This is a genomic window from Lacinutrix sp. Bg11-31 (genome assembly GCF_002831665.1).
GTDB lineage: Bacteria > Bacteroidota > Bacteroidia > Flavobacteriales > Flavobacteriaceae > Lacinutrix.
Map to the genome: position 1 here is coordinate 2,935,355 of NZ_CP025118.1, position 14,911 is coordinate 2,950,265.

Genomic DNA, 14,911 nt, shown 5'->3' on the forward strand with positions numbered 1-14,911 from the left:
ATGAGTGTAAAAATAACGGCAGTAGCTAAACAATTACCTAAATACACTAGGGACACTAAGGATATCATTCCATATTTAAAACTATGGATGACAGGTCAAGAGGAACGTTTTCAACGCAAAGTGATTAAGCTCTTTGAAAACGCAGGAGTAGAGAGACGTTACTCTATAATGGATGCTGAAGAAGTGTTTTTAAAAACATCTTTTGAAGAAAAAAATGATATCTATGCTCGAGAAGTCATCAAATTAGCAGAGCAATCTTTGGTAAAAGCCTTAGATAAAGCAAAATTAAAACCTACAGATATAGATTATATAATTACGGTAAGCTGTACAGGAATTATGATCCCTTCTGTGGATGCTTATTTGATTAATAATCTAAAAATGAAACAAGATATTGTAAGACTCCCAATAACAGAAATGGGTTGTGCAGCTGGAGTTTCAGGAATTATTTATGCTAAAAATTTTTTAAAAGCAAATCCAAATAAGCGAGCGGCAGTTATTGCTGTAGAGTCGCCAACAGCAACATTTCAGCTAGACGATTTTTCAATGGTTAATATTGTAAGTGCTGCCATTTTTGGTGATGGTGCCTCAAGTGTAATTATATCGTCTTATGAAAATGAAGAAGGACCAAAAATTATTGACGAAGCCATGTATCATTTTTATGATGCAACGACTATGATGGGATTTAAACTCGTAAACACAGGTTTGCAAATGATTTTAGATAAGGTAGTTCCAGAAACTATTTCAGAACATTTTCCTATGATTGTACATCCGTTTTTAAAACGAAACAATATGTCGATTGAAGACATCGATCACTTAATTTTTCATCCAGGAGGAAAAAAGATAGTTCAAACAGTAGAAGATTTATTTGGATCTCTTGGGAAGAATATAGACGACACGAAAGATGTATTAAAGCAATATGGAAACATGAGTAGTGCAACTGTATTATATGTTTTAGAACGTTTTATGGATAAAAAATTACCCAAAGGTGATAGAGGATTAATGCTAAGTTTTGGGCCAGGTTTTTCTGCTCAACGCATACTTTTAGAATGGTAGTGTTATTAAGTGTAAAACATGCAGAGTCTATGTAAGCATTTCTTATTAAATATTGAAAATGAAAGAATTTCAAGATAAAAACTATTGGGCACTCATTTTAGGTGGCTCCAGCGGATTAGGTTTAGCAACAGCAAAGAAGCTAGCGAATCAAGGTATGAATATTTGTATAATTCACAGAAATCTAAGAGCACAAGAAGAAGAAATCACTTTAGAGTTTGAAAGTATTAAAGCGGAAAATGTTAAGTTTAAGTCTTATAATGTAGATGCATTTAAAATAGAAAAAAGAGAGCAAATTATTTCAGAATTAAAAGACCTTTTAGGAACCAAAGGCAAAATTAGAACTTTAGTACATAGCGTAGCAAAAGGAAACTTAAAACCAATGATTTCTAATAATAAGCTAACACTAAAAAATGATGATTTTAGTTTAACAATCAACGCCATGGCGATTAGTTTATACGATTGGACACAAGCTGTTTTTGAGAACAAACTATTTGCAGAAGATTCTCGAATTATTAGCTTTACAAGTGAAGGAAATACTAAAGCTTGGCAAAATTACGCAGCAGTATCTGCAGCAAAAGTAACCTTAGAAGCTATTACAAGAAACATTGCTTTAGAGTTTGCGCCTTTTGGTATTAGAGCAAACTGTATTCAAGCAGGTGTAACAGATACTGCTTCTTTACGTATGATTCCGGGAAGCGAGCAAATTAAAGCGCACAGTTTAATGCGTAATCCATTTAAGAGATTAACACAACCTGAAGATGTTGCTAATGCGGTTTATTTATTATGTAAAGACGAGGCAAGTTGGATAAATGGATGTATAATTCCTGTGGATGGTGGAGAACATATCTCATAATTAAAAAGTGTTTTGTAATTCTTAGATATGCCGGAGCTCACAACTTAAAGAAAAGATGAACAGTAAAGAGATTATAAACCTTTTACCATATCAAGAGCCATTTATGTTCGTTGATGAATTAACTATGATCTCTTCAGAAGGCATAACAGGTAATTACACCTTTAGAGATAGGGAATATTTTTACCGAGGCCATTTTAAAAATAACCCAGTTACTCCAGGTGTGATATTAACAGAATGTATGGCTCAAATAGGTGTTGTATGTCTTGGTATTTATATGTTGAAAGATCAAATTCATGAAGAAAATAAGCCTCAAATAGCTTTAACGTCTAGTCAAGTAGATTTCTTTTTACCTGTATTTCCTGGTGAAAAAGTGACAGTGATTTCAGAAAAAGAGGTCTTTCGTTTTAATAAATTAAAATGTAAAGTAAAACTATTAAATGAAAAAGACGAATTGGTGTGTCGTGGTCAAATTTCTGGAATGTTGAAGATTTAATTTTTAAGAAAAGACCTTAAAGGTTGTTAAAATCTACAAGCTCTAAAAATATTATGAATAAAAAAAAAGTAGTAATAACAGGTTTAGGAGTCGTTGCGCCAAATGGTGTAGGTATTGAAGCATTCACAAAAGCTATAAAAAAGGGAGAATCAGGAGTTACATTTCATCAAAATTTAGCCGACTTAAATTTCTCGTGCTGTATTGGTGGTATTCCAAAGATTTCCGAAGAAAAGAAACTAGAGTATTTAACACCTTTGCAACTTAGAGGTTTTAATAGTTCTGGAATTTTATATGGTTGTATTGCAGGAATGGATGCATGGAAAGATGCAGGGTTTAAAATTAACTCAGAGACCAATGTGGACTTCGATAGCGGAACTGTTTTTGGTACAGGAACCTCTGGAGTAGAAAAATTTAGAGAAGCCATTTACAAGCTTGACGATAAACAAGTAAAACGTTTAGGTAGCACAGTAGTGGTACAAACTATGGCAAGTGGAGTAAGCGCTTTTTTGGGTGGAATTCTTGGGTTAGGGAATCAAGTCACAACAAATTCGTCTGCATGCACCACAGGAACCGAAGCTATTTTAATGGGTTACGAGCGTATTAAAAACGGTCAAGCAAAGCGTATGCTTGTTGGTAGTTGTAGCGATGATGGCCCATATATTTGGGGAGGATTTGATGCTATGCGAGTAATGACTTATAAACATAATGAATCTTCAGAAAAAGGTTCTCGACCAATGAGTGCGAGCGCATCTGGTTTTGTTCCTGGTTCAGGAGCAGGTGCTTTAGTTTTAGAATCTTTAGAAAGCGCATTAGAACGCAACGCAAAAATTTATGCAGAGGTTTTAGGTGGAAACATTAATTCTGGAGGACAAAGAAATGGTGGAACCATGACAGCACCAAATGCTAAAGCTGTACAACGTTGTATTAAAGATGCTATAAAAAATGCAGGTATTACTGCTGAGGAGATTGATGTAATAAATGGTCATTTAACTGCAACTTCTAAAGATGCATTAGAGATTGAAAACTGGACCAAAGCACTAGACAGAAAAGGTGGTGATTTTCCATATATTAATTCTTTAAAATCTATGGTTGGACACTGTTTGTCTGCAGCAGGAAGCATTGAAAGTGTTGCAACTGTGCTTCAAATTAAGGAACAATTTGTGTTTCCTAATATTAATTGTGACGATTTGCATCCTGATATTTCAAAATTAATTTCCGAAGAAAAAATTGTAAAACAACTTTTAAATACAGAATTAAATATTGCAGTTAAAGCAAGTTTTGGTTTTGGTGATGTAAATGGTTGTGTTATCTTTAAGAAGTATTCTGAATAAAAGAATGTCACCTCAAGCATAATCGAGAAATATTAAAATCTCTAGACCACACTCTAAGAAATAAGAACTAAAATAAATATGATAAAAGAAGAATTAATAGCCAAGTTAAAAACAATCGTTGAGCCTTATATTCAAGATGAAGAGGCGTTTAATAATTTATCTGAAAACACAGATTTTATAAATGATCTCAAGATAAATTCTGCAAATCTTGTAGATGTTATTCTAGATGTCGAAGACGAATTTGATATTAGAATAGAAAATGACGATATGGAAAAAATGATTTCTGTAAAAGCAGCAATGAATATTGTAAACGAAAAATTAGCAGCAAAATGATAGGCAATGATATTGTCGATTTAAAACAAGCTACCATAGATAGTAATTGGAAGCGACCACGTTTTTTAGATAAAGTTTTTACTAAAAAAGAACAAGAATTTATTTTGGCTTCGGAAAATAAACATCAAACGGTTTGGTTGCTTTGGAGTATGAAAGAAGCGGCTTATAAAGTGAATGTGCAGCAGTTTGGGAAACGGTTTTTTAATCCGAAACGGATTGAATGTGAGCTTGTTTCTTTAGAAAAAGGAATGGTTTCAATTGATAGTAATAACTATTTTACTGAATCAATAATTACAAACGAATACATACATTCAATAGCTACTTTAAATTCTAAACGGAGCTATGTAAGTGCGTATTTTAAAATGGAAAACTCAAATTATAAAATACAGAGTAAAACATTAAAAAAGAAATTTTTAGAATTCTTAAATTTAGATTTAATAGAGATTAGAAAAAACGATGTTAGAGTGCCTAAATTGTTTCAAAATGGAAAAAAATTAAACACTTGCTTTTCTTTGACGCATCATGGTAAGTATAGTGCTTTTGCTATTTTATAATTTCTAAATAGTGATTGGAATTAATTTTTAGACCTATTTTATTCTCAAAAAACACTTTATTTCCATCTAAATTAGCTTCAATTAAATAATGATTCCCTTTAAAATAAGCATTTTTAACAGTTGCTTTTAAGTGAGATTGTTTAACTATTTTTAATTGATGTGCATAAACAATCACATTATTTATTACATTAAACTCACCAAAAAAAGAAGCGATTAAAGGTGTTTCTGGCTTACTGTATAATTGCTCGGGAGTATTATAAGCTTCTATCTTATTGTCGTTTAAAACAATCATTTGGTCTGCAAAACCTAAAACATCTTCTTTATCGTGAGAAGCAACAATACAGGTAATGTTTTTATCTTTTAAATAGCTAAAAATATTACGACGTAGCGATTGCTTTTTAAAATTATCGATATGGCTAAAAGGCTCATCTAATAACAAAATTTCTGGTGCATTTGCTAAAGCTCTCGCTAATGCAACACGTTGTTTTTGCCCACCACTTAATAATTTCACTTTAGTTGTTGCCAAATCTGTAAGTTCTACAACTTCAAGAAGCTCTGCAATACGTTCTTTCTTTTCTTCTTTAAAAAAGTTTGAAAGGTGTTGACCAATATTTTCTGAAACCGAAATAAATGGTTCTAGCTCAAATTCTTGTGCTACGTATTTCATAAAACCGTAACCAATAACTAGATTGTATTTTGGTCCAAGAATTTGCTCTTTTTTCCAGAAAACAGTTCCGTTATTTAAATCGTATTCACCACGAAGTACTTTTAAAAGCGTGCTTTTACCACAACCACTTTCTCCAATTATCGCAAGGTATTCTCCTGGCTTTACATTAAAAGAAAGGTCTTTTAAAACTGGTATTTTTTTGTAAGAAAAGGAAAGGTTTTTTACGTTTAACATTTTGTAAATATAACAAGACCTCGCAGGTTTTTAAAATCTGTGAGGTCTAAATATTATTAAATAATTTTAATTAGTCTTTAAAATTTTCAGTGTTACTTGGTAAAATATCATAACCCATATTATACAGTGTGAAACCAAAAACATCTGCTGCTTGCTCTATTGTTTTGCTTACAGGAGTTCCCGCTCCATGTCCAGCGTCTGTTTCTATTCTAATTAGTGTTGGGTTTGCTCCGGATTGTTTTGCTTGTAATTCTGCAGCAAATTTAAAACTGTGAGCAGGTACAACTCTGTCGTCATGATCTCCAGTGGTTACTAAAGTAGCAGGATATTGCGTACCTGCTTTAACGTTATGTACAGGTGAATAGCCTTTTAAATAGTCGAACATTTCTTTATTGTCTTCTGCTGTTCCATAATCGTAAGCCCAACCTGCTCCTGCTGTAAAAGTGTGGTAGCGTAACATATCTAAAACTCCAACTGCAGGTAAAGCAACTTTCATTAAATCTGGTCGTTGTGTCATGGTTGCACCAACTAATAAGCCTCCATTCGAACCACCTTTTATGGCTAAATAATCTGATGAGGTATAATTTTTAGCGATTAAGTATTCGGCAGCTGCAATAAAATCATCAAATACATTTTGTTTTTTTAGTTGTGTTCCTGCATCATGCCACTCTTTCCCATATTCTCCTCCACCTCTTAAATTAGCAACGGCATAAATACCACCTTGCTCCATCCAAACGGCGTTTGTAATACTAAAACTTGGTGTTAAACTAATGTTGAAACCACCATATCCATAAAGTATTGTTGGGTTTTTGCCGTTAAGTTCTAACCCTTTTTTATGAGTAATTATCATTGGGATTTTTGTACCATCTTTTGACGGATAAAAAACTTGAGTGCTTTCGTAGTTATCAGAATTAAAATCGATATCTGGTTTTCTATATAAAGTAGAAACTCCTTTTTCTATATCATATTTATAAATACTTCCTGGAGTAACATAGTTAGTAAAAGAGTAATACAATTCTGTTTCTTCTTTTTTAGCACCAAAACCTCCTGCGCTTCCAATGCTTGGTAATTTTACTTCGCGAACTAATTTACCATTATAGTCATATTGAAAAATTTGAGAAACAGCATCTACCATATATTCTGTAAAAAAGTAACCACCAGCTGTAGATGGGCTTAATACATTTTTAGTTTCAGGAATAAAATCTATCCAATGTTCAGGAGTTGGTTTTGAAGCATCTACGGTAACAATTTTTTGGTTTGGTGCATTTAAATTGGTTACTAAAAATAATTTAGAGCCTATGTTTTCTAGTACATAAGTATCGCTATCTGTATTGCCAATTATTTCTACTAATGGCGCGTTTTCTATTGTTAAGTCTTTTATATATAATTTGTTTCCAGAAGTAGATGTACGAGGAGAAATTAATAGATAATGATTATCTTCTGTTACGCTTCCGTAAATATATCTATGTTTTTCTTCTGGAGTATTTCCAAATATTATTCTATCTTCTTTTTGCGTTGTTCCTAATTTGTGATAATATACTTTATGCTGATCTGTTTTTGCAGATAACTCACTGCCTTCTGGTTTATCGTAGCTAGAATAATAGAAGCCTTCATTTTTATACCAAGACATACCACTAAACTTTACATCTACAATAGTATCTTCTATAATTTCCTTGGTTTCTGTATTCATGATTAGAATTTTTCTCCAATCACTTCCGCCTTCAGAAATTGCATAGGCTAATTTTTTTCCATCTTTAGAAAAACTTGTACCACCTAAAGAGGTTGTGCCATCGCTACTAAAGCCATTTGGATCTAAAAATACACTTGCAGTTTTTGGATCTTCTCCTGTTTTATATCTGTAAATAACATATTGATTTTGAAGACCAGTATTTTTATAAAAATAAGTGTAATCTCCTTCTTTAAAAGGAGACCCTATTTTTTCGTAGTTCCATAGTTTGGTTAGTCTATCTTTTAATTCATTACGAAATGGGATGTTGTCTAGATAACCATAAGTTGCTTTGTTTTGGTTTTTAACCCAAGCCATTGTTTCATCACTTCTATCGTCTTCAAGCCATCTGTATGGATCTTTTACTTCAGTTTCAAAATAATTAGTAGAAACTATACCTTTATTAGTTATGGGATATTTTAAAGAGTTTATTTTATTTTCAATCTTAGTAGATTTACAAGACATAAATATTGAAAGTGTTATTAAGCAAAGTGCTAATTTTTTCATGGTTAATAATTTAATATAAAAATAAACAAAAAAGCGTTTACATAGTTATGTAAACGCTTTTAGTGTTATTTAATAGACTACTGCTTTATAAATTTTTGAGTACGTACTTTTTCATTATTTGCAATTCTCAATATATAATTTCCGCTTTGTAAACGCGAAACGTCAATTTTGTTGTTTTTAATAGTTCCTTTAAATATTTGTCTTCCAGATATATCGAAAACCTGAAACTTATGGTTGTTAACTTCGTAATCTCCGTTTAGATTTAAGTCCTGTTTAGTAGGATTTGGATAAAGAATTAGGTTTTCAACCAAAAAGTTATCTACACTCAATGGGTGTTCACCTTCAGTTACACTTAAAGTTTCATTAATTATTGGGTATAAAATTTGATCTACAATACCAGAAGACCAAGTAATAGTTACAGCTGTAATTGTTGTTTCAGTTCCAATTCCAAAATGTGTGTTTAATGTATTCATATACCTAAAACCATCTCCACTTCTAACATCTCTTATTTGTGTGCCTAAAGCAGTTGTTAATTCTACTCGAGCTCCAATACCATCAATATTACTTGAGGTTCCGTTTGTGTTTATTACAATCCAGTTATTAGAATTAGTATTGTTCATTACAATGTCGCCTCCAAAGGCATCAATAAAACCATCGTTATTTAAGTCTCCAAAAGAGCCATCATCAGGAACTAAATCATCGAAAACAGCAAAGGTTAAATCTCCATTTCCAAATAATATATCTCCATTTGAAGCAATATCTAAAAAGCCATCATTATCAAAATCGTAAGCTACATTTTCATGATTAAAAGTAGTTGCGTTTACCGAACCAGAACCAACAGAAACGTTTGTAAATGTTCCAATTGTATTCATATCGTTTCGCATTAATTTATGTGGGTCGTTAGGATCGCTACTTCCTACGAATACATCCATATCTCCATCGTTATCAAAATCTCCCCAAGCAGAAGACCAAGTTTGCATTGGATCTGCAAGCCCAATAGCGGCAGCATTTTCTGTGTAATTTCCATTACCATCGTTGGTATGCATTTGGTTAGTACGTCTAGCGGTAATACCACCACACTTTGCAATAAACATATCTTGGTCACCATCGTTATCATAATCTACCCAGATTGAGCCATAATTTCCTCCAGAAGCATAACCTCCTAAATTATGAGGCGCTCCATTAGTGGTTCCATCTTCTGGTGTTTGGTAAAACTGAAGATTCCCATTACCATCATTAATGTAATAAACATTTGGAGCTACATCATGACAAACAAAAGCATCTAAATGGCCATCGTTATTAATGTCTATAAAATTAGAACGTTGAGAAAACACGTATTCTGAACCTGAAATTTCACTATAAGCTGTTCCATTTGCATTTGCTTTCATAAAAGTAACACCAGATCCTCCACCATATAATAAATCTGTATAGCCGTTTTTATCGAAGTCTGCAGCTACCAAACTCCATGATGGAGTAAAGTCTGCACTTGTTGTGGTAATGTTTTTTTGTAAGAAACTACCATCAGTTTGTTGTTCTTGAATGTTAATATTGTTATCGTTAATAGAAACAATGTCGTCAAGGTTATCACCATTCATATCTACTACGGCTCTATTTGTTCCTGTGGTGCTAATAGATTGTGTTGAAAATGAAATAGGAGATGGAATATTTGCTGTAATAAAAGCATAAGGTCCTAGCCAAATACTATAACCATCACTATCGCAAAAACTTCTTATATAAACCTCGTAATTACTATTTACGTTTAATCCAGTAGCATTATATGTTGTTGCTGTAACAAGGGTTCCTACAGTTGTTGGAATCCCAAGTCCAGCTTGTTGAATAATAACTTCCCAAGTGGTCTCTGTTCCAGCAGCATTCCAGTTTATCGTTGCAGAATCTGTTGTGATATTTACAACCGAAATACCAGAAGGAGTAGCACATGCGACATCATAAACGTGAATATTATCTACAATCCAATACCAAGCCCAAACATCATCATCATTATATATAAAACGGACTTGCATATTAGCATTCTTATGCGCTGTAATGTCTATATTTTGTTGGTCAGGATTTGCGAAAGAACCAACATCTGTAGATTGGTTTAAAACTTCTACCCAATTAGTGCCATTAAAAACTTCTACTACTCCAAAATCTGTATTCAAATTATTAAAGTATTGGTCGAAACTTAAAAATAATGTACTCGCAGAAGAAGCATCAAAAACAGGAGATGTTAACGTTTCTATTAATTGAGGATGTGGATCGTTACCTTGGGCATCACTATTAACAACGGCAGCATTTGTTCCATTTAAAGAGTTTGCTCCAACCATACCAGAATCCCAAGTTCCACCAGCTGCATCTCCACCATCTGTAACTGTCCATGTTCCAGGAATTGAAGAATCAAAATTTTCAGTTAAATAAGTTTGCGCTTGTAAAGTAAAGGCTAAACCTAAAAGTGTAAAGCATAAAATAATTTTTTTCATGATAAAAATATTTAATTATTGACAAGGTGTGGTTAAAGAATCTATCCATTCTTCTATCAATCGCACACCTTCAGTATGGATTAACCGTCTTCCTAAAAGTGGCATTCTATATTGTTCTATTGTTGAATTTATTCTAAAATATAGTACAGATTCGTTTGGGCTACTTGGTTTTACAATATGTGTTAACCCATTTCCAATATCTGTTTCCATTGGTACACAAACTCCCATGTTTTCTAAATCATGATTGTCTTTATATGCAAATCGCATTGGTCTGTACTCGCAATAGCTACCTTCTGTGTGGCAATGCGCACAATTAATATCTAAATAAGATCGCGCTCTTAAGTCTAAAGGTAGAGATTCGTCGCTCCAATTTACTGAGGTTTCAATTGTTAATGGATAGCCAGTTTCTAAAAAGCCTTGTTCCACCCATTTTACTAATTGATTTTTAGTACCATCTGCATAAAGGTAGTCTTTATTTATGTTTTGAGGTTTTGGTCCAATTGGTATTGGAGAATCATAACTATTATGGCAAGTAAAACACTCTGAAGGTGATGGAATTTTATAATCCACTTGTTTGGTTTCTTGATTTTGCAACCACTCAATATTTATTATTTGAGATTCGTTTGTAAGAGCTGCTTCGGTTTGAGTTTCGTTCCAAACATATTCTGCAAATTCCCAACCATCTACTTTTTTAATCATTAAGCGCGTTTCTATAATTTTAGAAGTGTTTTCTGGTAACACATTATTATAAAAGAAGTTTTTTATTAATACGGTTCCAATGGGAAAATTAAATGGAGAAAAATCGTTTACATAAGTTGCTTTTACATTAGAAGGCATCCAAATAAAACGCTTCTTTTTTGCATAGTCACTAAACAAACTAGAGTTTAAACCATAAGGTAAAACTCCTGTTACAGGCAGTAGGTTTTTTATAGTGCCATTAAAAAAATTATATTCTGAAAGATTTTGATAAGGCACATTTTCAATATCGAAAACAACAGGAGATACCTCAATTATCTCTTCAGGATTTGGCTCATAAGATTCTTCCTTTGAACATGATAAAATGTTTAAAGTGAGAAGAAAAAAGAGCAAGTAGAAAAAGTAGTTTTTATCCATATAAATTTCAAAAAGCTTATAAATATAGAGAATTTAATAAACTCTTACAATTAAAGCGCTGAAATTGATAGTTTTAACTACAAAGTAGACTGCAATAAGTTATTTGCAACTAAATACTCAGCAATTTGAACCGTATTTGTAGCTGCACCTTTTCTAAGATTATCACTAACAATCCAAAGGTTTAATGTATTAGGTTGTGATCCATCTCTACGAATGCGTCCAACAAAAACATCGTCTTTTCCATTTGCATATAATGGCATTGGATAGATATTTGTGTCTAAGTTATCTTGAATTGTAACACCATCGGTTTGGTTTAGTAATTGTCTTACTTCTTCTACATCAAAATCATTTTCAAACTCCACATTAACAGCCTCACTATGTCCTCCAGAAGTTGGTATTCTTACAGCAGTTGCTGTAATTGCAATAGTTTTATCGTTAAGAATTTTTTGAGTTTCGCGAACCAATTTCATTTCTTCTTTTGTGTAGCCGTTTTCTTCGAAAACATCGCAATGTGGAATCGCATTTTTATGAATAGGATAATGGTAAGCCATTTCTCCTTTTACACCAGCCATTTCGTTCTCTAATTGTTGTATTGCTTTTACTCCAGTTCCTGAGATAGATTGGTATGTAGAAACTACAATTCTTTTTATTTTATATTTTTCATGAAGTGGAGCCAAAGCCATTACCATTTGAATGGTAGAACAGTTTGGATTAGCAATAATTTTATCTTCTTTAGTAAGTTCGTTCGCATTAATTTCTGGAACAATTAATTTTTTAGAATGATCCATTCTCCAAGCTGAAGAATTATCGATTACAGTAGTGCCAACTTGTGCAAATTTAGGAGCCCATTCTAGAGAAGTATCTCCACCAGCTGAAAACAAAGCCACATCTGGTTTCATAGCAACGGCATCTGCCAAGCTTACAATTGTAAATTCTTGGTTTTTAAAAGTTACTTTTTTACCTACAGAACGCTCTGAAGCTACAGGAATAAATTCTGTAATTTTAAAATTACGCTCTTCTAGTACTTTACGCATAACTTCACCAACCATACCTGTAACACCAACAACTGCTAACTTCATAACTAATGTATTATTTCAATATATAAAATACAAAGCTATTGTATTTCTAATTGTTTGTGTTTAAAAATGTATTAATTTTTTCGTAAAAATTTGGCATAAAAAAAACCGATTTTGCATTACAAAACCGATTTTTAAGATAATATCTCTAAAAATGTAGATTACTTTTTTAAAGCATCTCTAATTTCAGTTAATAAGTCGTTGTCAGATGGTCCAGAAGGAGCAGCTGCCTCAACAGGTTTTTTCGTTTTGTTGTATGCTTTAACAATTAAAAACATAACAAAACCAACAACAAGTAAACTAATAATAGTATCAATCCATGCGCCATATTCTACAGCAGCAATGCCAGCTTCTTTTGCAGCAGCAACAGTAGCGAATACTTCTTCTCCAGGAGTCCAAAACTTGTCAGAGAAACTTGCTCCACCAGTTGCTAGGCCAATAAGAGGCATTGCTATTTTTGAAACGAAACCGTTTATTACAGCTCCAAGAGCTCCTGCCATAATTACAGCAACTGCGAAATCAATCACGTTACCTGTCATAATAAAATCCTTAAATTCTTTAAGCATAATTTTAATTTTTAAGTTAGTTGAAATTTATAATTTTCAATTTAGTTAAAATTTTAACAAAAAGAGTAAATCAACATAACACAAAGACTAAGTTTATCGATAAAACACACGTTTAATACGTTGAGATACAGAGGTTAGTAATTCGTATGAGATAGAGTTGATGCTTTCTGCTAAGCTTTCGGCAGAGTGTTGAGGTCCAAAAACAATAACCTCATCACCTTCTTTGCAAGAAATAGTTGTAACATCTACCATAATCATATCCATACAAACATTACCAATTATAAATGCTTTTTGGTTATTTATAAATACAAATCCTTTTCCGTTTCCAAACAGTCTATTTATGCCATCTGCATGACCAATAGGTAAGGTTGCGGTTTTAATATCTTCATTAGCAATAAAGGCACGATTATAACCCAAACTATCACCTTTTTTTATGGTGTGAATTTGAGAAATACTTGTTTTTAATGTCCCAACTGGTTTTAGGTTTTTGTTAATTTCTGGATTATTTCCAAAGCCATACAATCCAATTCCACATCTAACCATATCGAAATGTGCTTCTGGATAATTTAATACTCCAGAGGTGTTACTTTGATGCAAAAGAGGTTGGTAACCTAAATTATCTATCATCTTTTTCGCAATACGTTTAAAACTTTTAATTTGATTTAATGTGAAGTCTTTTTCGTTTACATCCTCACTTGCTGCTAAATGCGAAAAGAGTGATTTCACTTTTATTGCTTCAGTCGTTTTTAGACTGTTCAGGATGGTTTCAGCTTCAGCTTCAGCAAAACCTAATCTATTTAAACCTGTATTAAATTTTATGTGAATAGGATAATTGTATTGTTTTTGTTTTTCAGCGACAGTTATAAATTCATTTAAAACACGTTGAGAATATATACTAGGTTCTAGACAGCGTTCTATAATTAATTTAAATTTTTCAGGTTGAGGATGCAACACCAAAATTGGTGTTTTTATGCCTGCATCTCTTAGTGAAATAGCTTCGTTTGTATATGCTACAGCAAAATAATCTACATTTAAGTCTTCAAGATATTTTGCTATTTCTACAGCATCGCTTCCATAAGCATAAGCTTTTACTACGGCTAAAAACTTGGTGCTACTTTTAAGTTTAGATTTTATAAAAGTAACATTATGTTTTAAAGCGCTTAAGTCTATTTCCAGAATGGTTTCCTGAGATTTAAGCATCTTTATCTTTAGGTTTTAGTGCTTCGGCATCATTCACTTCCATTGTTTTTATTTTTTCTCGCGTGATTGCTTTATAGTATGCTGCTCGACTTAAAGGTTCGTATTCTTCAATTTCGCCTAATAACACAAGATCTTCACTTTTATTTTTTCGGTAACTAAATTGTGCAAGATTTCCTGTACGTGTACAAACGGCATGTACTTTGGTAACATACTCTGCAGTTGCCATTAAATTAGGCATTGGTCCAAATGGATTGCCTTTAAAATCCATATCTAACCCAGCAACAATAACACGAATGCCTTTGTTTGCTAAATCGTTACAAACACGTACAATTTCGTCGTCGAAAAACTGAGCTTCGTCAATACCAACCACATCGCAACCATCTGCCAAAATAGGAATATTAGCAGCGGCAGGAACTGGAGTAGAGCGAATTTGGTTAGCATCGTGAGAGACTACCATTTCGTCATCATATCGCACATCTATTGCAGGCTTGAATATTTCTACTTTTTGCTTTGCAAACTGTGCACGTTTTAGTCTTCGAATAAGCTCTTCGGTTTTTCCAGAAAACATGGAACCGCAAATAACTTCAATCCAACCAAATTGTTCTTTTTGATTTACTGTATTTTCAAGAAACATTTCGTAATTTTAACACACCAACAAGAAACATTTCTTGTTGCTATAAAGGTGGCTCAAATTTATTAAAAATCAAAAGCCTAAATTGTATAAATTT

General features: G+C 32.7%; 14 protein-coding genes. 6 read left to right on the top strand and 8 right to left on the bottom strand.

All coding sequences use genetic code 11. The features are described 5' to 3' along the window. From CW733_RS13195 to CW733_RS13220, 6 genes are all read left to right on the top strand, one after another. On the top strand, positions 1-1,053 hold the full coding sequence (locus CW733_RS13195) for a type III polyketide synthase (protein ID WP_100997624.1): 1,053 nt from the start codon (positions 1-3) through the stop codon (positions 1,051-1,053). A 58-nt stretch (positions 1,054-1,111) separates the two neighbouring features. After that, on the top strand, positions 1,112-1,906 hold the full coding sequence (locus CW733_RS13200; RefSeq protein ID WP_100997625.1) for an enoyl-ACP reductase: 795 nt from the start codon (positions 1,112-1,114) through the stop codon (positions 1,904-1,906). Positions 1,907-1,961: 55 nt separating this feature from the next. Further along, on the top strand, positions 1,962-2,399 hold the full coding sequence (locus CW733_RS13205; protein ID WP_100997626.1) for a 3-hydroxyacyl-ACP dehydratase FabZ family protein: 438 nt from the start codon (positions 1,962-1,964) through the stop codon (positions 2,397-2,399). A gap of 53 nt (positions 2,400-2,452) precedes the next feature. Then, positions 2,453-3,730 carry a beta-ketoacyl synthase gene (locus CW733_RS13210; protein WP_100998837.1) on the top strand — a complete coding sequence of 426 codons (1,278 nt, stop codon included), beginning with the start codon at positions 2,453-2,455 and terminating at the stop codon, positions 3,728-3,730. A gap of 78 nt (positions 3,731-3,808) precedes the next feature. Beyond that, entirely contained in the window at positions 3,809-4,063 is a 255-nt protein-coding gene (locus CW733_RS13215; protein ID WP_100997627.1) for an acyl carrier protein, read from the top strand. Then, positions 4,060-4,617: a 4'-phosphopantetheinyl transferase superfamily protein gene (locus CW733_RS13220; protein WP_100997628.1), complete on the top strand. Its 558-nt coding sequence runs from the start codon at positions 4,060-4,062 to the stop codon at positions 4,615-4,617. Before CW733_RS13215 ends, CW733_RS13220 begins: the two co-directional genes overlap by 4 nt. On the opposite strand, the gene CW733_RS13225 is transcribed toward CW733_RS13220, so the two are convergent. From CW733_RS13225 to CW733_RS13260, 8 genes are all read right to left on the bottom strand, one after another. Next, entirely contained in the window at positions 4,607-5,518 is a 912-nt protein-coding gene (locus tag CW733_RS13225) for an ABC transporter ATP-binding protein (protein WP_100997629.1), read from the bottom strand. The genes CW733_RS13220 and CW733_RS13225 overlap by 11 nt on opposite strands. 70 nt (positions 5,519-5,588) lie before the next feature. After that, positions 5,589-7,751 carry a prolyl oligopeptidase family protein gene (locus CW733_RS13230; RefSeq protein WP_100997630.1) on the bottom strand — a complete coding sequence of 721 codons (2,163 nt, stop codon included), beginning with the start codon at positions 7,749-7,751 and terminating at the stop codon, positions 5,589-5,591. Positions 7,752-7,828: 77 nt separating this feature from the next. Further along, entirely contained in the window at positions 7,829-10,228 is a 2,400-nt protein-coding gene (locus tag CW733_RS13235; RefSeq protein ID WP_157811578.1) for an FG-GAP-like repeat-containing protein, read from the bottom strand. Between the two features lie 15 nt (positions 10,229-10,243). Further along, positions 10,244-11,341, bottom strand: a complete 1,098-nt coding sequence (locus CW733_RS13240; protein ID WP_100997631.1) for a hypothetical protein — start codon at positions 11,339-11,341, stop codon at positions 10,244-10,246. Positions 11,342-11,418: 77 nt separating this feature from the next. Next, positions 11,419-12,420 (bottom strand): aspartate-semialdehyde dehydrogenase, encoded by a 1,002-nt coding sequence (locus tag CW733_RS13245; RefSeq protein WP_100997632.1) that lies wholly within the window; start codon positions 12,418-12,420, stop codon positions 11,419-11,421. A gap of 158 nt (positions 12,421-12,578) precedes the next feature. Continuing rightward, positions 12,579-12,983, bottom strand: coding sequence for a large conductance mechanosensitive channel protein MscL (gene mscL, locus CW733_RS13250; protein WP_100997633.1), 405 nt, complete (start codon positions 12,981-12,983; stop codon positions 12,579-12,581). Positions 12,984-13,076: 93 nt separating this feature from the next. Beyond that, positions 13,077-14,183, bottom strand: a complete 1,107-nt coding sequence (gene alr, locus CW733_RS13255) for an alanine racemase (RefSeq protein WP_100997634.1) — start codon at positions 14,181-14,183, stop codon at positions 13,077-13,079. Next, positions 14,176-14,817: a thymidine kinase gene (locus CW733_RS13260; protein ID WP_100997635.1), complete on the bottom strand. Its 642-nt coding sequence runs from the start codon at positions 14,815-14,817 to the stop codon at positions 14,176-14,178. The genes alr and CW733_RS13260 overlap by 8 nt, the downstream gene beginning before the upstream one ends. Positions 14,818-14,911: the final 94 nt, after the last annotated feature.

What these genes read in the sequence shown, in the direction of transcription:
- CW733_RS13195 (WP_100997624.1), top strand. Translation starts at nt 1, where the DNA reads ATGAGTGTAAAAATAACGGCAGTAGCTAAACAATTACCTAAATACACT.
- CW733_RS13200 (WP_100997625.1), top strand. Translation starts at nt 1,112, where the DNA reads ATGAAAGAATTTCAAGATAAAAACTATTGGGCACTCATTTTAGGTGGC.
- CW733_RS13205 (WP_100997626.1), top strand. Translation starts at nt 1,962, where the DNA reads ATGAACAGTAAAGAGATTATAAACCTTTTACCATATCAAGAGCCATTT.
- CW733_RS13210 (WP_100998837.1), top strand. Translation starts at nt 2,453, where the DNA reads ATGAATAAAAAAAAAGTAGTAATAACAGGTTTAGGAGTCGTTGCGCCA.
- CW733_RS13215 (WP_100997627.1), top strand. Translation starts at nt 3,809, where the DNA reads ATGATAAAAGAAGAATTAATAGCCAAGTTAAAAACAATCGTTGAGCCT.
- CW733_RS13220 (WP_100997628.1), top strand. Translation starts at nt 4,060, where the DNA reads ATGATAGGCAATGATATTGTCGATTTAAAACAAGCTACCATAGATAGT.
- CW733_RS13225 (WP_100997629.1), bottom strand. Translation starts at nt 5,518, where the DNA reads ATGTTAAACGTAAAAAACCTTTCCTTTTCTTACAAAAAAATACCAGTT.
- CW733_RS13230 (WP_100997630.1), bottom strand. Translation starts at nt 7,751, where the DNA reads ATGAAAAAATTAGCACTTTGCTTAATAACACTTTCAATATTTATGTCT.
- CW733_RS13235 (WP_157811578.1), bottom strand. Translation starts at nt 10,228, where the DNA reads ATGAAAAAAATTATTTTATGCTTTACACTTTTAGGTTTAGCCTTTACT.
- CW733_RS13240 (WP_100997631.1), bottom strand. Translation starts at nt 11,341, where the DNA reads ATGGATAAAAACTACTTTTTCTACTTGCTCTTTTTTCTTCTCACTTTA.
- CW733_RS13245 (WP_100997632.1), bottom strand. Translation starts at nt 12,420, where the DNA reads ATGAAGTTAGCAGTTGTTGGTGTTACAGGTATGGTTGGTGAAGTTATG.
- mscL (WP_100997633.1), bottom strand. Translation starts at nt 12,983, where the DNA reads ATGCTTAAAGAATTTAAGGATTTTATTATGACAGGTAACGTGATTGAT.
- alr (WP_100997634.1), bottom strand. Translation starts at nt 14,183, where the DNA reads ATGCTTAAATCTCAGGAAACCATTCTGGAAATAGACTTAAGCGCTTTA.
- CW733_RS13260 (WP_100997635.1), bottom strand. Translation starts at nt 14,817, where the DNA reads ATGTTTCTTGAAAATACAGTAAATCAAAAAGAACAATTTGGTTGGATT.